The organism is Massilia polaris, assembly GCF_012927275.1.
Classification (GTDB): Bacteria; Pseudomonadota; Gammaproteobacteria; order Burkholderiales; family Burkholderiaceae_D; genus Telluria_A; species Telluria_A polaris.
Window position 1 is genome coordinate 1 of sequence record NZ_JABBGG010000015.1, and the last position, 19,863, is coordinate 19,863.

9 protein-coding genes are annotated in these 19,863 nt (G+C 64.7%); 6 read left to right on the plus strand and 3 right to left on the minus strand.

The genetic code is table 11. From position 1 onward, the window contains the following. Positions 1-361 precede the first annotated feature (361 nt). Positions 362-3,076 carry a bifunctional [glutamate--ammonia ligase]-adenylyl-L-tyrosine phosphorylase/[glutamate--ammonia-ligase] adenylyltransferase gene (gene glnE / locus HHL21_RS19745; protein WP_169469089.1) on the minus strand — a complete coding sequence of 905 codons (2,715 nt, stop codon included), beginning with the start codon at positions 3,074-3,076 and terminating at the stop codon, positions 362-364. A 249-nt stretch (positions 3,077-3,325) separates the two neighbouring features. Between glnE and HHL21_RS19750 the strand changes: the two genes are divergently transcribed. The 3 genes from HHL21_RS19750 (at position 3,326) to tldD (ending at position 9,736) form a co-directional block, all read left to right on the plus strand. Further along, the gene (locus tag HHL21_RS19750) at positions 3,326-7,420 is read left to right on the plus strand and encodes a YhdP family protein (protein ID WP_229496604.1); all 4,095 of its coding nucleotides are present in this window, start codon (positions 3,326-3,328) and stop codon (positions 7,418-7,420) included. Then, positions 7,417-8,214 carry a carbon-nitrogen hydrolase family protein gene (locus tag HHL21_RS19755; RefSeq protein ID WP_169469094.1) on the plus strand — a complete coding sequence of 266 codons (798 nt, stop codon included), beginning with the start codon at positions 7,417-7,419 and terminating at the stop codon, positions 8,212-8,214. The genes HHL21_RS19750 and HHL21_RS19755 overlap by 4 nt, the downstream gene beginning before the upstream one ends. A 61-nt stretch (positions 8,215-8,275) precedes the next feature. Then, a complete protein-coding gene (gene tldD / locus HHL21_RS19760) occupies positions 8,276-9,736 on the plus strand; it encodes a metalloprotease TldD (protein WP_169469096.1) in 1,461 nt (486 codons plus the stop codon). Between the two features lie 46 nt (positions 9,737-9,782). Here tldD and HHL21_RS19765 read toward each other — a convergent pair whose 3' ends face one another. Continuing rightward, positions 9,783-12,635, minus strand: a complete 2,853-nt coding sequence (locus HHL21_RS19765; protein WP_169469098.1) for a TonB-dependent receptor — start codon at positions 12,633-12,635, stop codon at positions 9,783-9,785. Between the two features lie 511 nt (positions 12,636-13,146). Between HHL21_RS19765 and aroG the strand changes: the two genes are divergently transcribed. Continuing rightward, a complete protein-coding gene (gene aroG / locus HHL21_RS19770) occupies positions 13,147-14,208 on the plus strand; it encodes a 3-deoxy-7-phosphoheptulonate synthase AroG (RefSeq protein ID WP_169469100.1) in 1,062 nt (353 codons plus the stop codon). Positions 14,209-14,357: 149 nt separating this feature from the next. Here the strand turns inward: aroG and HHL21_RS19775 are convergent, their stop codons facing one another. Then, positions 14,358-17,252, minus strand: a complete 2,895-nt coding sequence (locus tag HHL21_RS19775; protein WP_169469101.1) for a TonB-dependent receptor plug domain-containing protein — start codon at positions 17,250-17,252, stop codon at positions 14,358-14,360. A 644-nt stretch (positions 17,253-17,896) separates the two neighbouring features. Here HHL21_RS19775 and HHL21_RS19780 point away from each other — a divergent pair. Both HHL21_RS19780 and HHL21_RS19785 read left to right on the plus strand, forming a co-directional pair. Continuing rightward, the gene (locus tag HHL21_RS19780; RefSeq protein WP_169469103.1) at positions 17,897-18,835 is read left to right on the plus strand and encodes an ABC transporter permease; all 939 of its coding nucleotides are present in this window, start codon (positions 17,897-17,899) and stop codon (positions 18,833-18,835) included. Positions 18,836-18,846: 11 nt separating this feature from the next. Beyond that, positions 18,847-19,857 carry an ABC transporter permease gene (locus HHL21_RS19785; protein ID WP_169469105.1) on the plus strand — a complete coding sequence of 337 codons (1,011 nt, stop codon included), beginning with the start codon at positions 18,847-18,849 and terminating at the stop codon, positions 19,855-19,857. The last annotated feature ends 6 nt before the right edge of the window (positions 19,858-19,863 follow it).

A 19,863-nucleotide genomic window follows, 5' to 3' on the forward strand; every position in this document is an offset into this window, starting at 1 on the left:
GAGACTCGAGATGGTTGGCCAGGAAGTGAAGGGTATCGTCGAGCATCGCGACGAAGGTTAACAGCGATGCCCGGCGTTTACAACAGCAAAATAAAAATGCCGTTCAGTCTTAACTGAACGGCATTAGCGCTTGCGCCGGTTTTTTTGTTGAAGTCCGTCGTTCCCGCGCAAGCGCACTGCTGTCCGGAATAATCTTGTTGACTTCAAAACCGTCGCCCTCGCGAAGCGGGGGCCTAATTTGCGGCAAATGTTGCTGGCTTTTAGCGGAGGAAGCTGTCGACTTGAGCAGATCGCACAAATGGGATCCCCGCTTTCGCGAGGACGACGGTCTTGAGGTTGACAAGTTGACCAAACGACGGCACTAACTGAATACCTTGCCCCATAATTCCTGCACTTTCCCGACATGCGGCGCCACGCGCGCCGGCTCGACCCGCGCGTTGTCCTGGCCCTGCAAGCGCTGCTGGTGCTGCAACTTGCGCATCAAGCGGTACGCGTCGCCGACTTCACCCGCCAGCAGCGGATCGATAATCCCCAGTTCCCCGCACAGCCGCAGCAGCGCGATATTGCCGGTATTGAGCGTCAGCCCCGGCTGCGCCGCCGAATAGCGCAGCACCATGTACTGCACCATGAACTCGATGTCGATCATGCCGCCCGCATCGTGCTTCAGGTCGAACAGCGCCGTGCGGTTCGGGTGCGCGTCGCGCATCCGCTTGCGCATCTTGAGCACCTCGTCCTTCAGTTCTTCCAGCTTGGCGCTGCGGTCAAGCCGCAGCACATTGTCGCGGATCGCTTCGAAGCGCGCCCCAATCGCCGCGTCGCCCGCGCAGAAGCGCGCCCGCGTCAGCGCCTGGTGCTCCCACAGCCATGCCGAATTCTGCTGGTAGCGCTCGAACGCGGCGACCGACGACACCAGCATTCCGCTGGCGCCGTCCGGGCGCAGCGCCGTGTCGATGTCGAACAGGATGCCGGCCGGCGTCGTCGACGTCATCCACGTGATGAAGCGCTGCGCCAGCTTGGCGTAGTTGAACGCCGCTTCCTGGTCGGCGTCGTCGAACAGGAAGATCACGTCGAGGTCCGACACGTAGCCCAGCTCCTTGCCGCCCAGTTTCCCGTACGCGATCACGGCGAACTTCGGCACCTCGCAATGGCGCGTGGCGATGGTCTCCCACGCCGCCTGGATGCATGCCGCGACGATGGTGTCGGCCAGCGCGGAGAGGAAGTCGGCCAGCCGCTCCACGGTCAGCAGCCCGGCCAGGTCTTGCGCCAGCAGGCGGAACATGTAGGCATGGTGCGCTTCGCGCAGCAGGTCCATCTGGCGTTCGGTGTCGCCGGCCGCCGTGCCAAGCTGCTCACGCAGTTCCGCTGCAAGCACCTGGAAGTCGGGCACCGCTTCGCGCGCATGGTCGTCGAGCAGTTCGTCCAGCAGCACCGGATGGCTGGTGAGGAAGGTCGCGGCCCAGCCGCTGGCGTGCATCATGTCGACCACGCGCTTGAGCGTGTGCGGGTACTCGGTCAGCAGCGACAGATAGGCGGAGCGGCGCGCGATCGCATCGAAGAAGCCGAGCAGGCGTCCCAGGGTTGCGCCGGCGCTGCCGCTGCCGGCTTCGATCGCGGCATTCGCCACCAGCGGCAGGGCGGCGGTCACCAGGGCCAGCATGCGGGTGCGGCTGGCGTCCGCCATGGCCTGCACGCGGGGACTCTTCCAGGTGCTGACCAGGCGGTGCGCGGCCTGCGCCGGCTCGTCGAAGCCCAGCGCCGCCAGCCGCGCTTCCACCGATTCGAGGCTTTCGAGGTCGATCGGTTCGTGCGCCGGGTCCGAGGAATCTTCGTTCTTGTCGCTGAAGATCGCGTCGAATTGGCTGGCCACGAACACGCGATGCTCGTCGAGCCGATCGAGCAGGGTGGCGACGTCCGGCAGCTTCATCATGCGCGCCACTGCCGCCTGGTCTTCCTCACGCGCCGGCAGGGTGTGGGTCTGGGCGTCGTCGAGGTACTGCAGCCGGTGTTCGAGGTTGCGCAGGAAGCTGTAGGAGCCGAGCAGGCGCGCGACGGTGTCGGCGCTCATCAGCTCCTTATCGGCCAGCATGCGCAGGGTCGCGCGTGTCGAGCGGTCGCGCAGCGTGGCGTCGCGCCCGCCGCGGATCAGCTGGAATACCTGCGCCAGGAATTCGATCTCGCGGATGCCGCCGCGCCCCAGCTTGACGTTGTTGCTGCGGTCCGGGTGCAGCCGCTCCTGGCGGTTCACCTCGGCGCGGATCTGGGCGTGCATGTTGCGGATCGCGTCGATCACGCCGAAGTCGAGGTAGCGCCGGTAGACAAACGGCCGCACGACCGCGTCGAGCGCGTCGATGTCTTCCTGCGCGCCGGTGACCGCGCGCGCCTTGACCCAGGCGTAACGTTCCCACTCGCGGCCCTGCACGATCAGGTATTCCTCGACCATGTTCAGGCTCGCCACCAGCGGCCCCGACGCGCCGTTCGGGCGCAGCGCCATGTCGACCCGGAAGGTAAAGCCGTCCTCGATGATCTCGGACAGCGCCGCGATCAGCTTCTTGCCGATGCGGTTGAAGAATTCGTGGTTCGACAGCTGGCGCTGGCCGGGCAGCGTGACGACGGTTTCGCCGTCTTCCGGATAAACAAAGATCAGGTCGATGTCGGACGAGACATTCAGTTCGCCGCCGCCTTGCTTGCCCATCGCCAACACCATCATTTCCTGCGCGCGTCCCGAATCATGGCCGACCGGTTGTCCGTGGCTGGCCACCATCTCTTCCATCAGCGCAGCCAGGTGGGTGCGGATGGCGAAATCGGCCAGTCCGGTCATCGTGTCGACCACTTCGGCCAGGTCGGCGTGGCCTTCGAGGTCGCGCTGGATCAGGCCGCAGATGAGCAGGTTGCGCAGGCGCCGCATGGCGCGCGGAAGGGGAATCCCGGCCGCCAGTTCGGTCGCCAGCTCCTCTTGCAACACCAGCCGCGACAGCGGCTGGCCGACGATTTTCCCGATCCGTCCGGCCCTGCCAGGATCGGCTGCGATCCAGCGTTGGTAGAAGCGCGATTCGGATACCAGCGAAGGGTTGCTCATAGGAATGTAAGGAAGAGTTAAAGTGCGGCTATGGTGGGCCCTCTATAGGGTAGAATTGGGCCGCGCACCTGTACAGGACAGGTCGATGGTAAGGTAGGCAACGGCATTGATGCAAGCGCTCTCTTATTCACCAGACAAATCACGGCGAGCCATTTTATTAGTTTATTGATGCAGAACCGCGAACTCGAGACCGCTCCAGCGCATGTACCCATCGCGGAACGCTGGCGAAGGCTCCGCGCGGCCTATCGCATGGCCAACCTGGCCAGCCATCATGTGCTGGGCTTCACCATCAAGCTGGTCCTGCTGGTGTATTTCGCGTTCGCCATCGTGTTCCTGTTCCTGCGCTACGCCATCCTCCCGAACATCGATTACTACAAGGGCGACATCGAACGCGCCGCCAGCCGCGCGCTGGGAAGCCAGGTGTCGATCGCGCGCATCTATGCGTCGTGGCGCGGACTGCGGCCCAACTTCTTCCTCGGCGACGTCACGCTGCGCGACGCGCAGGGCCGCCAGGTGCTGGCGCTGCCAAGCGTGTCGGCCACAGTGTCCTGGTGGACGGTGGCGGCGGGCGACCTGCGCTTCCAGTCGCTGGAAATCATCCGCCCCGAACTGGACGTGCGCCGCACCGCGAACGGCCAGCTGTATGTGGCCGGCGTGCTGCTGGCCGAAGGGCCGGGCGATACCGACAGCGGCGACTGGGCCTTCAAGCAGCGCCAGATCGTGATCCGCGAGGGCAGGATTAACTGGACCGACGAAAAGCGCGGCGCGCCGACCCTGGCGCTGTCGAACGTCAACATGCTGCTGGCGAACCGCTGGACCGAACACCGCTTCGGCCTGCGCGCGACGCCGCCCGCCAGCCTGGCGCAGCCGATCGACATTCGCGCCGCATTCTCGCATCCGCGCTTCGCGCGCCGCATCGCCGACCCGCGCCAGTGGAAAGGCGAACTGTTTGCCGACGTGCGCCAGACCGACCTCGCCGGCTGGAAGCCGTATGTCGATTACCCGTTCCAGGTCAATGAAGGCAAGGGATCGGTGCGCGCCTGGCTGACGCTCGACCGCGCGCGGCTGGCCGGATTTACCGCCGACATCGGCCTGGTCGACGTCAACGCGCGCCTGCGCACGACGCTGCCGCCGCTGGCCCTGAAGCGGGTCAGCGGCCGCATCTCCGCGAGCGAGACCATCCCGCGCGGCGCCGCCACCGGCAAGCCGACCTTCGGCGTGCACGGGCACACCGCCAGCCTGACCGGCTTCTCGGTCGAAACGGCCGACGGCCTGGTCCTGCCGTCGACCAGCATCAGCGAAACCTTCGTACCGGCGCAGAAGGACAAGCCCGAAACCGTGACGGTCAGTGCCCGCACGCTCGACCTGGCCACGCTGGCCGCCGTCGGCACGCAGCTGCCGCTGACCGACACCCAGCGCGCTCTGCTGTCCGACTTCGGGCCGCGCGGCCGGGTCGAGAACCTGTCGGCGCAGTGGCAGGGCCAGTATCCGGCCATCAGCAGCTACCGCATCAAGGCGCGCATGGTCAACCTCGGCATGAAGGCGCAGGCTGCGCGCCTGGCCCGTCCGAAGACGGCAGTATCGCCAGCGGTGGCGGCGGCGCCTGCGATTCCCGGTTTCGACAACCTGACCGGCACCATCGACGCCAGCGACAAGGGTGGCACCATCAGCCTCGACTCGCAAGGCACGCTGCTGCACCTGCCGGCCTGGTTCGCGAACCCGGAAATGCGCTTCGACCGGCTCGACATGAAGGCGCATTGGACATTCGAACCCCAGGACCTCCTGCGCGTCGGCATCGATAACATGGAGTTCGTCCAGGGCGCGCTGAAAGGCTCGCTGTCCGGCACCCACCTGCGGCCGCTGGCGGGCGTCCCGGGCAAGGCGCTTGGCACCGTCGACATCAAGGGCAAGCTCGATGGCTTTGATCTGAACCGGATCGGCGACTACCTGCCGCTGCAGACGCCTCCGCACCTGCGCGAGTGGCTGGTCGGCGCGCTCGAAGGCGGCACCGCCAACGACGTCGCCCTGACCCTGCGCGGCGAGCTGTCGCAGTTCCCGTTCCGCGCGAATAACGCCGCCGACCGTGCGCGCGGCGAGTTCCGCGTGGCCGGCCGCATCGCCGACGGCAAGCTGAATTATTCACCCAGCCTCCATGCAGCCGGCGGCGTGGCGCCCCTGTGGCCGCAGGCCGAACGTATCGACGGCAGCTTCCTGTTCGACCGCGCGCGCATGGAGATCCGCGCCGAGCGCGCCGCCACCCTGGGCGTCGCGCTGTCCAATGTCAAGGCGGTGGTCGCGGACCTCGCGCTGCACGACAAGATGCTGGAGATCGACGGCAGCGCCGCTGGTCCGATGCAGGAATTCCTGCGCTACGTGACCGCCAGCCCGGTGGCCGGCTGGATCGGCCACTTCACCGACGACACCCGCGCCACCGGCAGCGCGAAGCTTGGCCTGAAACTGCGTTTGCCGCTGTCGCACCTGCCCGACACCAAGGTGCAGGGCAGCCTGCAGCTGATGAACAATGAGGTCGTGCTGTTCAACGACCTGCCGCCGGTGCAAGCCTCGATCGGCAGGATCGAATTCTGGGAACGCGGCGTCAACCTGAGCGGCGTAGGCGGCAGCTTTGTCGGCGGCCCGCTGGCGCTGTCGGGCGGCACCCAGCGCGATGGCGCGATCGTGATCAGGATGGGCGGCAGCGTGTCGGCCGACGGCGTGCGCAAGACCTTCCCGTCGGCGGCGATGCAGCGCCTGGCCGGCCACCTGTCGGGCAGCACGCGCTACACCGGCGCGGTCGAAGTGCGCGACCACAAGGTGCAGGTGACGGTCGATTCGACCTTGGCCGGCCTTGGCCTCGACTTCCCGTCGCCATTGCGCAAGGCCGAAGCCGACGCCTTGCCGCTGCATTTCTCGATGGCGGGCGCGACGGGCGGGGATGGCGGGATTTCGCGCGACGACATCCGCATCTCGCTCGGCAACGCGATTGCCGCGCGCTACGAGCGCCAGCGGCAGGGCAGGGAACCGTGGCGGGTGCTGCGCGGCGGCATCGGCGTCAACACGCCCGCGCCCGAGCCCGACAGCGGTTTGATGATCAACGTCAGCATGAAGTCGCTGAACGTCGACCAGTGGATCGCCATCAGCAACAGTATCGGCGGACCCAAAACCGAACTGGCCGCGCCCGCCGCGAGCAGCGGCCTGAACCTGTCGAACTACATCATTCCTGACGTGATGGCGGCGCGCGCCAACGAACTGATCATCGGCGACCGCAAGCTGGCCGAAGTGGTGGTCGGCGCTTCGCACCAGAACGATACCTGGCAGGCCAGCATCGATTCGCGCCAGGTCTCCGGCCACGTAACCTGGGCCGAGTCGCCGACCGGACAGGGCCTGGGCAAGGTGACGGCGCGGCTGGCCTCGCTGGTGATTCCCGAATCGGCGGCCGAGGACGTCAAGAGCCTGCTCGAAGCCGACCGCGGCGCGGCGGCCAGCATTCCGGGCCTCGACATCGTCGCGGAACGCTTCGAACTGTTCAACAAGCAATTGGGCAGGCTGGAACTTATGGCCAGCAACGCGCAGGCGATCGCCGGACGCGAGTGGCGGGTCAACCAGCTGACCCTGGCCAATCCGGACGGCAAGCTGAACGGCACCGGCAAGTGGCTGACCAAGGATGGCAAGAGCAGCACCAGCCTGAACTTCGTGATCGACATCGCCGACGCCGGCAAGCTGCTCGACCGGTTCGGCTTCCCTGAAACTCTGCGCGGCGGCAAGGGCAAGCTAAGCGGCGAAATCGCCTGGAACGGCCTGCCGTATGCGCTCGACATTCCAACCCTGTCGGGGCAAATCGAGCTCGACGTCGAGTCCGGCCAGTTCCTGAAGCAGGACCCGGGCGCTGCCAAGCTGCTGGGCGTGCTGAGCCTGCAAGCGCTGCCGCGCCTGCTCAAGCTCGATTTCAAGGATGTGTTCTCGGAAGGCCTGGCCTTCGACGGCATCAGCGCCGACGCCATCATCAGCAAGGGCCTGCTGCGCACCGATAACCTGAAGATGTGGGGCGTGGCCGCGACCGTGCTGATGGACGGCAGCGCCGATATTGCAAACGAGTCGACCAATCTTCATGTGGTCGTTATTCCCGAGTTTAATCTGGGAACCGGGCCGCTGGTGTATGCGCTGGCGGTCAATCCCGTGATCGGGATCGGCAGTTTCCTGGCCCAGCTTTTCCTGCGCGCACCCGTGATGAAGGCGCTGACCTACGAGATGCAGATTACCGGTCCGTGGAAGTCGCCCGTCATCAAGCGGCTGGGCGCGCCGAAGCCGGCGGTCCCGGCGGCCCCACCGAAGGCGGATAAAAAATGACCAAGGTTGCTGCAGTCCAGATGGTGTCCACGCCGAGCGTGCCAGAAAACATCGCCAGCGCGCGCCGCCTGGTGGCCGAGGCGGCCGCTGGCGGCGCCCGGCTGGTGACCCTGCCGGAATACTGGCCGATCATGGGCATGCTTGATGCCGACAAGGTATCGCATGCCGAACAGCCGGGCAGCGGGCCGATCCAGGATTTCATGGCGGAAACCGCCAGCGAGCACGGGATCTGGCTGATCGGCGGCACCTTGCCGCTGGTTTCAACCGATGCCGCAAGGGTGATGAACACCACGCTGGTGTATGGCCCGGACGGCAAGCCGGTGAGCCGCTACGACAAGATCCATCTGTTCGGGTTTACCAAAGGCACCGAAGCGTACGACGAAGCGCGCACCATCGTGCCCGGCGCGTCGGTCGGCACCTTCGAGGCGCCGTTCGGCAGGGTCGGCCTGTCGGTCTGCTACGACCTGCGTTTCCCGGAGCTGTACCGCGCGATGGGCGACTGCGTGCTGATCGTGGTACCGGCCGCGTTCACCCACACCACCGGCATGGCGCACTGGGAAGTCCTGCTGCGCGCCCGCGCCATCGAAAACCAGTGCTACGTGCTGGCCTCGGCCCAGGGCGGCACCCATGCGAATGGCCGCCGCACATTCGGCCACAGCATGCTGGTCGACCCGTGGGGCGAAGTGAAAGCCGTGCTGAAGGAAGGCGAAGGCGTGATCGAAGGCGAGATCGACCTGGCCTACCTCGCCAGCGTCCGCGAAAGCTTGCCAGCACTCAAGCATCGCAAGATGTAAGGGCGATGAAACAGACCTGCTTGTGGCACAATGGCCGCTACTTAAGCGAAAGACCCGCACAATGAAACCATTCGAACCCAATCTCTCCTCCCTGGCAGTCGCGCGCGATGTGCTGCTGACGCCATTCGGCCTGGATGAAGGCAAGATCCTGACGGCCCTGGGAACGATGTTCACGCACAAGGTCGACTACGCCGACCTGTATTTCCAGTTCACCAAAAGCGAAGGCTGGAGCCTGGAAGAAGGCATCGTCAAGACCGGCAGTTTTTCGATCGACCAGGGCGTCGGCGTACGCGCCATCTCGGGCGACAAGACCGCGTTCTCGTACTCCGATGAGATCTCGGAAAGCGCGCTGCTCGACGCCGCCGCTGCGACGCGCACGATCGCGCGCGTCGGTTCGGGCAAGATCAAGGTAGCAGGCGGCATGACCAAGACCGGCGGCCGCTCGCTGTACCTGCCGAACGACCCGCTGGCATCGCTCGACGCGACCGCCAAGGTCAAGCTGCTCGAACGCGTTGAAAAAATGGCGCGCGCCAAAGACCCGCGCGTGGTGCAGGTGATGGCTGGCCTGGCCGGCGAATACGACGTGGTGCTGGTCGCGCGCAGCGACGGCGTGCTGGCGGCTGATATTCGTCCGCTGGTGCGTGTTTCGGTGACTGTCATCGTCGAACAGAATGGCCGCCGCGAAACCGGTTCGTCCGGCGGCGGCGGGCGTTACGACTACGCCTACTTCACCGACGCGGTGCTCGACACGTATGCGACCGAAGCGGTCAAGTCGGCGCTCGTCAACCTCGACGCGCGTCCTGCGCCGGCGGGCCCGATGACCATCGTGCTCGGACCAGGCTGGCCTGGCGTGCTGCTGCACGAAGCGATTGGACACGGCCTTGAAGGCGACTTCAACCGCAAGGGCTCGTCGACATTCTCGGGACGGATCGGCGAACGCGTTGCAGCCAAGGGCGTGACCGTGGTGGACGACGGCACGCTGGCGGACCGCCGCGGCTCGCTGAACATGGACGACGAAGGCAACCCGACGCAGTGCACCACCCTGATCGAAGACGGCATCCTGAAGGGCTACATCCAGGACACGATGAACGCGCGCCTGATGAAGATGCCGATCACCGGCAATGCGCGGCGCGAATCGTTCGCGCACCTGCCGATGCCGCGCATGACGAACACCTACATGCTCGGTGGCGACAAGGACCCCGAAGAGATTCTCGCATCGGTCAAGAACGGCCTGTACGCGGTGAATTTCGGCGGCGGCCAGGTTGATATTACGAACGGCAAGTTCGTGTTCTCGGCCAGCGAAGCCTACATGATCGAAAACGGCAAGGTCACCTATCCGGTGAAGGGCGCGACCCTGATCGGCAACGGTCCGGATGTGCTGAACCGCGTATCGATGATCGGCAACGACATGCGCCTCGATTCTGGCGTTGGCGTCTGCGGCAAGGAAGGCCAGAGCGTGCCGGTGGGTGTCGGCCAGCCGACCCTGCGCATTGAAGATGTGACGGTGGGCGGTACGGCCTGAACCCGTCGTTCCCGCTTTTGCGGAAATGACGTGCTGACGACGCGCCTCAGAACCTGTACCTCACCCCCGCCGTAAAGAACCTTCCAATCGCTCCCTGCGTATCGAGCGGGTTATACGCCTGCGCGCCATACGTCAGCGGATCGAGCGGCGCAATCTGGTCGAACACATTCTGCACCGACCCGAACACCTCCAGCTTTGGCCTCGGCATCCAGCGCAGGGTCAGGTCCACCGTGGTGAACGACGGCAGCTCGCACCCGGTCGGCGCATCGTCTGCATTCGCGAAATGGCTCGCGCATCCTTCGGGATCGTCCTTGAAGAAGGTGTTTTCCAGGTTGCCGCGAAAGTTGAGGTTGGCCGACACCTTCCACACATCCTTCTCCCACGACAGCCGGAAATTGACCCGGTCGTCCGGCGTGCCGATGCAGTTGGTGACGTCGCAGTTGCCGTGGGTGCCGGCAAAGTCGCGCGAGCTTCCGTCCTGCTCGGTGCGCAGCCACTTGGTCAGGTGGGTCCATTTCGTATCGAGCACAAAGCCGCTGACCTTGCCAATCGAGAAGCCCTGGCGGAACTCGACATCGATGCCGCGCACTTCACTGCTGGCCGAATTCACGTAGCTCGCAAGCACCGCCGTAATCTGCCCCGGGTCGCCCGGAATGCCGGCCGCCGCCGTGCTGGGGTCGCGCGCAACCCGGCCGGCCAGGATCGCCGCGTCGATTTGCTCCTGGTTGATCTCGTTCTTGCGCTTGATTTCCCACACGTCGATGGCGATATTGGTGCGCGGGTACGGATCCCAGATGACGCCGAGGTTGACGGTGCGCGCCTTCTCCGGACTCAATGCCGGATTGGGCGAGGTGATGACCGCCACGCTGGCCGGATCGCAGGCGGATGCGACGCCAAGGTTGCAGCGCAGCGGATCGGATGCCGTCGAGAACGCGGCGAGCCCGCCGACGCCGTTCTCCGCCGTGCTCGGCGCGCGGAAGCCGCGTGCATAGGTGCCGCGCGCGGCGAACGATTTGACGGGCGACCACTTGAAGCCGAACTTCGGCGTGTACGAATCGCCGGCATCGCTGTAATGGTCGCCGCGCAGGGCGGCGGACAGTTCCAGCGTCCGGCGCACCGGCGCCAGTACCTCGCCATACAGCGCGGCGACGTTGCGGGCGCCGTCATAGGCCGAGTAGCCAAGGCCGATGATGTTGCCGCGCCCGGTGCCGGTGGTCGGCGCCAGCGTCGCTTCTTCGCGCCGGAACTCGCCGCCTACCGCCACGCCGAGCGCGCCGCCAGCCAGTTTGCCGAATTCGCGGCTGCCCTTGATGTCGATCTGCGCGATGCGGGTTTTAGCGTCGTTCGAGATCGCCGGCGCCAGCGCCGCGTACAGCGCGGGCGAATTCAGGCCGGCGCTTTCGGCGATGCGCCAGAAGGTGCCCGGCGGCAGTGCAGCATAGCCAGGGTTGCCGGCCGCCGCCGCAACGTTAGCCGCACTTGGGTTCAGCAGAGCAAACGCGACGTCGCGCTGGAGGAAACCGCTGCGCTCAATGCTGACTTCGTTTTGCGAGAACAGCAGGCCGGTGTCGATTTCCCATCCCGCCACCTCGCCCTTGGCGCCCGCGACAAGGCGGATGAAATCCGACTCGATGCTGCTGACGCGGGGGCCGACATCGGCCGCGAGGTAGCGCAGCCGCGCCGTGCTGCCGAAGTAGGGATTGTCCGGATGGGTCGGGCCGAGCGCAATCGCGGCATTGCTGACCGGGCCTCCCGGATAGCCGACCGAGCCGTGGATGCCGGAAGGCGTGGTAAACGATTCGGATTCGCTGCGATACAAGTTGAGTTCGCCGTAGGCTTGCCAGGCCGGATTGATCTGCAAGGCGCCGCGCGTGAAGAAGTTGATGCGTTCCTGGCCGGGCTGGACCTGGTTGTACACCAGCGTCGAATCGATCAGGCAGCCGCCCAGCGGGTCGCCCTGCGGGTGGCTGGTGAAGTTGGAGCAGGCCGCGCCAGGGAACAAGCGGGTAAAGCCGTCGCCGGCCGGGTTGCCGCGGCTGACATAGTCGAGCGTGTCGGGGTTGCGCACGTTGCCGACGATCGAACTGCCGGCCAGGTTGTTGTCGACGATGGCGCCGGTGCCGCCCAGCGCCTGCTGCGCGCTGTAGCCCCAGTTGCGCAGGTCGATGCGGCCGATGTGGCCGCGGTCGGCCCGGTCGCGCAGCCAGATCTCGTCGCGGCGGCCATACTCCAGGCTCACCAGCACGTTGTAGCGGTCGTTGTCGATGTCGCCGAAGCCGTGGGTGACGGCGACCACGCTGTCGTTGCCGTCGCGCTCCCTGGACTGGCCGTGGCTGGCGCGCACCGACGTGCCAACGAAGTCGCGCCGCAGGATCACGTTGACCACGCCGGCGATCGCATCCGAGCCATACAGCGACGAGGCGCCGGTCTTCAGCACCTCGACCCGCTCGATGGCTTCCGACGGAATGATGTTCAGGTCGGCGAACATCTTCTGGCCGTCGTCGGCGAGGCCGTAGGGCGCCACGCGGCGGCCGTTGATCAGCACCAGCGTCGAGGCGGCGCCGAGTCCGCGCAGCGAGATGCCGGAGGCGCCGGCCGCGAAGCCATTGCCGAAACTCATGGGAACCGATCCCTGGTTGTCGACCGCCAGCGTCTGCAGCAGTTCAGCGACGGTGGTTTTGCCCGAGCGCTCGATATCGGCACGGTTCAGGGTCAGCACCGAGGACGACGTTTCAGCCTCGGCACGCCGGATCAGGGTGCCGGTCACTTCGACCCGGGCGATCGGGCCGGCGGGGTGTGCCTCTTGCGCGTGTAGCGGCAAGGCCAGCGTGGCAAGGCCGAGCGCGCCACCGCCGGCAAACAGGGGGCGGAGGAGGCGGGTCAGAACAGTTTCTTTCATGTCTTAGCTCCAGGGAACGGATGAGTGACCCCTGTCCCGAAAAATGTGCTCGCCTCGTTGAGTCTGGTCAATAAATCCGAGGAGAAACATGCGGGCGGTTTGATGCGCAGCAGGGCCGGGCAGGGGGCAGGTGCACCGAGTTTTGCATTCGTGCCGTTCGCACGGCTGATGCGCGTCAAAGGTCGCGGCCTTTGCGGCCCAAGTGTGGGAAGCCCGCAACCGACTGGCCGGAACAGCCCGCCGCATCAGGCGCGGTGCGGCGAAAGCCGCCGCAAAAAGGCTTGCCAACCCGCACACAATCGGTTTATAGTCGTTCCAACCCTTTGGGATTCGACATGCGCTACATTGCTTTCTTTACCGGCCACTTTGACTTTAGCCATTCCAGCCTTCAGGCGGTGGAGTAGCGGTCGGTTCACGTAGCAACAACGAGATCCCCAGCAAATTCTAAAAACCGCCAGCGATGGCGGTTTTTTTATTCCATCATGCATTCGAACTGACCACGGAGAACACCATGCCACGTACCGACGACTTGCGCATCCGCGAAATGAAGGAACTCGTCCCGCCTGCGCACCTGATCCGCGAGTTCCCGTGCAGCGGGATCGCCGAGCAGACCGCAGCCAGCGCGCGCGTCGCCTTGCACCGCATCCTGCACGGACAGGACGACCGCCTGATGGTGGTGATCGGGCCATGCTCGATCCACGACACCAAGGCGGCGATGGAATATGCGCGCCGCCTCGCAGGGGAGCGCGACCGCCTCAAGGGCGAGCTGGAAATCGTGATGCGCGTGTATTTCGAGAAGCCACGCACCACGGTTGGCTGGAAGGGCCTGATCAACGACCCGTACATGGACAACAGCTTCCGCATCAACGACGGCCTGCGCATGGCGCGCGAACTGCTGCGCGACATCAACGAACTCGGCCTGCCGGCCGGCACCGAATTCCTCGACGTGATCAGTCCGCAGTACATCGCCGACCTGATCAGCTGGGGCGCGATCGGCGCACGTACCACCGAGTCGCAGGTGCACCGCGAGCTGGCGTCGGGCTTGTCGTGCCCGGTGGGATTCAAGAACGGTACCGATGGGAATATCAAGATTGCCGTCGAGGCGATCAAGGCGGCGTCGCAGCCGCATCATTTCCTGTCGGTGACCAAGGGCGGGCACTCGGCGATCGTGTCGACCAACGGCAATGAGGACTGCCACATCATCCTGCGCGGCGGCAAAACGCCGAACTACGATGCGGCCAGCGTGGAACAGGCGTGCCAGCAGATCGCCGCGCAGGGACTGGCCTCGCGATTGATGATCGACGCGTCGCATGCGAACAGCTCGAAAAAGCCGGAGAACCAGGTGCCGGTGTGCGAGTCGATTGCGGAGCAGATCGCTGGTGGCGATGACCGCATTGTTGGCGTGATGGTGGAGTCGCACCTTGTGGCGGGACGCCAGGATTTGATTCCGGGTAAGGAGCTGGTGTATGGGCAGTCGGTGACCGATGGCTGCATCGATTGGGAAAACAGTTTGAAAGTGCTGGACGGCCTGGCGCAGGCTGTCCGCCGGCGTCGCATCCGCCAGGACGGCTAAGCGTATTGGATACGGTCGGTGGGCGCAAGGTTCGCCATGAGCCGAAAGCATGAAAGCCCGTATCCCACCAAGAGTATGCATGGTTCATCAAATGCCGGACGAAAAAAAGCGTCCCGAAGGACGCTTTCGATGCTGCTAAGGCAGGCGTATTACATCTTCACGCGCAGGCCGAGGTAGTAGCGGCGGCCGATCGGGTCGTAGGTGCCCGCGTCGGTTTCCGCACCGGTGGTGTTGCCCGGCAGGCCGCTGATGATAGGCGGCGCCTTGGTGTTGAACGCGTTGTCCACGCCGACGTACAGGTCAACTTCCTTGCGCATTGCGTAGGTCAGCTGGAAATCGTTGTAGACCTTCTCCTTTACCTTGACCGAACCTGGCGCCAGGTCGAAGTCGCCCAGGAACACGTTGTCCAGCGCCGACTTGCCGATGTACGTGGTGCTCGAGGTCAGGTTGAAAGCGCCCCACTTGTAGCCCAGCGACAGCGAAGCCTTGTCCTTGGCTGCGCCGATTTCGCCTTCCCATGGATCGCGCTCAGCGCCTGGCAATGGAATGTCGTAGCCATCCAGCAGGTGGGTGTAAGCCAGGCGGGCGTTCAGGCGGCCTGGGCCAACCTTGTCTGCCCATGCCACGGTCACGTCCACGCCTTTGGTACCCAGGCCGCCGCTGTTCGAGACGGCGGAGTCGATGAACTCGAGCGAACCTGCGCTGTTGGCGCCCGCTGCGGCAGGACGACGGGTGATGAAGTTGCAGAACGAGGTGTTGCCACCGCCGTAGCAGCTGTCCAGCGCGTACTGGCGCGGGGTGCTGACGATGGCGTCTTCGATGTCGATCTTGAAGTAGTCAGCCGTGAAGGTGAACTTGCTCAGCGACGGGATCGAACGTGGGGTCACGACGATACCGACGGTGGTCGAGCGGCCTTCTTCTTCGCCCAGGCCAGGGTTGCCGCGGTTGAAGCCGCTGACGCCCTGCAGGTCGGACTGGTTCAGGCTGAACGCCCCGTTGGCGGCGATGTTGGCGTTGACGCCTGGCGCAGCGCGGCATGCATCGTCACGTGCGCCAGCGGAGGTCGCGGTCACGCCTTCGCATGGATCCTTCAGGCCCGAAGGGAAGTCCTGCGATGGTGGCGAGAACAGTTCGTTGATGTTCGGAGCGCGGGTCGACAGTGCGCGGGTTGCGCGCAGCTTGATGTCCTGCACTGGCGACCATTCGAAGCCGCCATTCCAGCTGGTGGTGTTGCCGACGGTCGAGTAGTCGCCGACGCGGACCGCGCCGAGGAAGCTCAGGCTCTTCGCGAATGCCTTGTCCTTCAGGATAGGAATGCGGGTTTCCAGGAAGGCTTCCTTGACTTCGAATTCGCCTGCCGTCGGTGGGGTGGCGTTACCCGCGTTCAGGCCAGCCTGGGTCAGTGCGTCAGGCGTGCTGCTCGAGAATTCCTTGCGCCACTCGTAGCCTGCCGCGATACCCAGCGCGCCTGCTGGCAGCTGGAATGGTTCGCCGCTGATCGAGCCGCCGATCAGTTTCTGGGTGGTGACGGTTTCCAGCGAGCCTGGTGCGTTGACGTACTTGAACGCAGCCGGCGAGATCGCGTTGAAGCCGAACACGTTGATCGGTACGCAGCCTTGCGCGCGCGCGGTCGCATCGGCGCACATCGGGGTGCCGTCGGCGCCTGGCACTGCTTGCAGTGCGTTGCGGAAGTTCAGGACGTTGACCTGGCCGCCCGAAGCCTGGGCTTCCTTGGTCGAACCGTACACGCCATACACTTCATAGTTCCAGTCCTTGATCGTGCCTTTCAGGCCGGTTGCAAGACGGAAGGTGTCGCGCTCGGCGGTGCTGCCGCGGTTGCCCACCTCCGCCATGCGGCGCGTGAAGAAGTAGTCGCGCAGGCCGTCGCCGTCGGTGTCGCTGATGCGGTCGTACAGGTACTGAGGAACCAGCGGGTTGCGTACTGCCGCGCCGTTGACGAACGTTTCGGCAGGCACCTGGCCGTTGGCGTAGATGTCGTCCGAACCGAGCGCGAACGGCTCGAGCTTGGTGGTGACGCTGGTCGAGGCGTAGTTACCTTCGAAGAAGGCGCTGTGGTTTTCGTTCAGCGCCAGGTTGCCGCTGGTGGCGAAGTTGTAGCGCTCGGTCGGCACGGCGATCGTGCGGAACTCGGAACGGTTGTAGCCGGTCGGAGCCTGGGTGGCGCTGCCGTTGGTCGATACCGGGATCGGGTTGCCGGCGGCGTCATAGGTGTAGCTGCCGGTGTCGTGGTAGAAGTAACCCTGCGGCGCGTAGCCGGACAGGTAGGGACGGCGCGGCTTGAACAGGTCGGCGGCGTTGCCGGTCAGGGCGCCTTCCGAGTACTGGTCGACGGCCGAGATGTCACGGTCTTTCGAGAATACCGCGCCCTGGCGCGAGTAACCGAAGTGACCCATGATGTTGCTGGCGCCGTCAGCACTGGTGGTGCCGAAGGTCAGGGACAGCTTGCGCTTGGCGTCGTCGCCTTGCTCGCTGCCGCCAACCGATGCATCGGCCAGCACGCCGTTGAAGTTCTTCTTCAGGATGATGTTGACCACGCCTGCAACCGCGTCGGAACCGTAGGTTGCCGATGCGCCGCCGGTCAGCAGCTCGACGCGCTCGATGAAGTCGGTAGGGATGGTGTTCAGGTCGACTGCTGCCGAGCCTGGCACGCCGGATACGACGCGGCGGCCGTTGATCAGCACCAGGGTGCGGTCGACGCCGAGGTTACGCAGGTCGACGGTGGCCACGCCCGCGCTGGCAGTCGAGAAGTTCGAGTTGGTGCGGCTGATCGACGGGGTACCCATGGTTGGGTTCTCGAGCAGCAGTTCCTGCAGGTTGGTCGCGCCGGACTGGGCGATATCCGCCGAGCTCAGCACCTGCAGCGGGGATGGCGATTCCGCGTTTGGCGAGGAAATGCGCGAGCCGGTCACGGTGACCTTCTGGATCTCCGGCGTGGCAGTCTGTGCGAACGCGGCCGACATGCCGAGGGTGACGCCACCCAGGCAAATCAGGCGGATCGAGCGGGCTAAGGCTTTTTCTAACATGGTAGTGTTACTCCCTTGTGAATTCATTAGTCGTCCTGTTTCTTCGTGGGCCGCATTGCGTGTTTACACGTTGCTCCGATGAAAAAATGGTTCTGTATACGAACGGCCTAATGAAATCACTGTGTATGGGCAGTGTCAATGTAGAAAGTTTGTCGTTTCTTTGTAAATTACAACGTTTTCACAGTTTGTCCGGTTGGCAAAATTAAATTTTGCTGCGTCGCAGCATGCCGATGTGACGTAACTTGCAATAACTTGCACACAAAATTTATACATCGTGCGTTCAAAATGCTGTCAAGACTGTTACTTTTGTTGCGTTGCAATATGCGCAGCTAAAGTTGCCTATACATACGCAACTACAGGGATGGAAGTGTGGCTTTTTTGAGCTAAATACCATCGGAACCCAATTGCGTGCTGCATAGCAATGGTGAGCGGATGAGCTGGGGAAGTTGCTGGTGTAAGGTCAATACGGATGAGTGTGGCGCACCAATTGATGACCTGGACGGCCCGGCGCGGCGCCGGAATGGCGGCCCAATGGCGGGTTGCCGATTTTTTGGCAACGCCGCCGGCTTTTTGCGTTATCGTTACGGCTTTTTCTGCGGTGCAAGTCCACGCACCGCCGTCACCGCGAATCCGGCAGATCAATCATGTTAGCTTTCATCCTGCGCCGCCTCTGGCAAATGCTGCCCACCATGGCCGGCGTCGTCCTGCTGGTCTTCCTGCTGTTTAACTGGGTAGGCGGCGACCCGGCCTATATTTTGGCCGGCAAGATGTCGGACGCCGAAGCGATCGCCAACATCCGCCGCCAGCTTGGCGTGGACCAGCCCTACCATGTCCAGTTGTGGATCTTCGTGAAGCAGATCCTGACCTTCGACTTCGGCAATTCGTGGGCCACCGGCGAGAGCGTCTCGCACATCATGACGACCCGGCTCGGGCCCTCGCTGACGGTGCTGATCCCGCTGACCATCCTGGAAACCGTGTTCGGCATCGCGCTGGCGCTGGCCATCGCCTTCGTGCGCGGTTCGCTGACCGACCGCGCGGTCATGGTCGCGTGCACCGTCGGCATGTCGATCAGCATCCTGGTGTACATCATCGTGTTCCAGTACGGGCTGGCCTACCAGCTCGGGCTGTTCCCCGTGCAGGGCTGGGGCGCCAGCCTTGGCGAGAACCTGCTGCGCTACGCCACCTTGCCGATCCTGATCGGCCTTGCGGTATCGATCGCGCCGACCCTGCGCCTGTACCGCAGCTTCGTGCTCGATGAAGTGGGGCAGGACTATGTCCGCACCGCGCGCGCCAAGGGCCTGCCGGAACGCCGCATCATGTGGGTGCATGTGCTGCGCAATGCCGCGATCCCGATCATCACCCATGTCATGGCCAACCTGCCGGCGCTGCTGATCGGCGCCTTCCTGCTGGAGCGCTTCTTCGGCATTCCGGGCATCGGCCGCGAAGTGATCCTCGCGGTCGAGCGCAGCGACTTCCCGGTGATCAAGGCGATCACGGTGTACGTGGCCGCCGCCACCATGATCTTCAACCTGCTGACCGACCTGCTGTACCAGGCTGTCGATCCGCGCGTGCAACTCAAGTAAGGACGAGCCGAATGACGAATCACCCAAGCTCACCCGGCCTGTGGGCGCTCGCCTGGCGGCGCCTGCGCGGCGACCGCGTCGCGATGGCCGCGCTGGCCGTCGTCGCGCTGTTCCTTGCGATGCTGGCGCTGTCCTCGGCCGGCCTGATTGCGGCCGACTGGGAAAAGGAAGCCGGCGTTAATTACGCGCCGCCGTCGTTCATCGGCGCGCAGGAATCCTTCCTCGCCGGTGCGGCGGGGCCGGATGCCGGGCCGCCGCCGCCAAACGAATTCGACCCGCTGGCCGATGGCATCGCGCAGCTGCGCGCACAGGCCGGCGCCGCGCTGGCGCCCGAGCCGCGCCGCGAGACGCTGCCGTTCGGCGCCGACAAGTGGGGCCATGACGTCATCAAGAAAACCATCAAGGGCGGCGAGACCTCGATCGTCGTGGGGCTGGTGGCAGCCTTGCTCGCGGTGTCGCTTGGTACCGTGTTCGGCGCGCTGTCCGGCTATTTCGGCGGCGTGGTCGATGATGTATTCAACTGGTTCTACAGCATCTTCACGTCGATTCCGTCGATCCTGATGATCCTGACCGTGGCCGCGGTGCTGCAGCAGCGCGGTGTGGCGACGATCGTGCTGATCCTCGGCCTGACCGGCTGGACCGGCCCATACCGCCTGATGCGCGCCGAGTACATGAAGCACAAGGCGCGCGAATACGTGATGGCGGCTGACGCCATCGGCGCTTCGCACATGCGCAGGATGTTCTCGCATATTTTCCCCAACGTCAGCCACGTGGCGCTGGTGCAGATGTCGATCCTGGTGGTCGGTTTCATCAAGGCCGAAGTGATTTTGTCCTTCCTCGGTTTCGGCGTGCCGGTTGGCGTGGTCTCGTGGGGCAGCATGCTCAATGAGGCGCAGAACGAACTCATTCTCGGCAAGTGGTGGCAGCTGACCGCCGCCGCGACAGCGATGGCGCTGCTGGTGACGGCGTTCTCGCTGTTTACCGACGCGCTGCGCGATGCGCTCGATCCGAAACTGAAATAGGCGGCC

Coding starts and splice junctions, on each gene's coding strand:
- HHL21_RS19785 (WP_169469105.1), top strand. CDS start 18,847: ATGACGAATCACCCAAGCTCACCCGGCCTGTGGGCGCTCGCCTGGCGG.
- HHL21_RS19780 (WP_169469103.1), top strand. CDS start 17,897: ATGTTAGCTTTCATCCTGCGCCGCCTCTGGCAAATGCTGCCCACCATG.
- glnE (WP_169469089.1), bottom strand. CDS start 3,076: ATGAGCAACCCTTCGCTGGTATCCGAATCGCGCTTCTACCAACGCTGG.
- HHL21_RS19750 (WP_229496604.1), top strand. CDS start 3,326: ATGGCCAACCTGGCCAGCCATCATGTGCTGGGCTTCACCATCAAGCTG.
- tldD (WP_169469096.1), top strand. CDS start 8,276: ATGAAACCATTCGAACCCAATCTCTCCTCCCTGGCAGTCGCGCGCGAT.
- HHL21_RS19765 (WP_169469098.1), bottom strand. CDS start 12,635: ATGAAAGAAACTGTTCTGACCCGCCTCCTCCGCCCCCTGTTTGCCGGC.
- HHL21_RS19775 (WP_169469101.1), bottom strand. CDS start 17,252: ATGTTAGAAAAAGCCTTAGCCCGCTCGATCCGCCTGATTTGCCTGGGT.
- HHL21_RS19755 (WP_169469094.1), top strand. CDS start 7,417: ATGACCAAGGTTGCTGCAGTCCAGATGGTGTCCACGCCGAGCGTGCCA.
- aroG (WP_169469100.1), top strand. CDS start 13,147: ATGCCACGTACCGACGACTTGCGCATCCGCGAAATGAAGGAACTCGTC.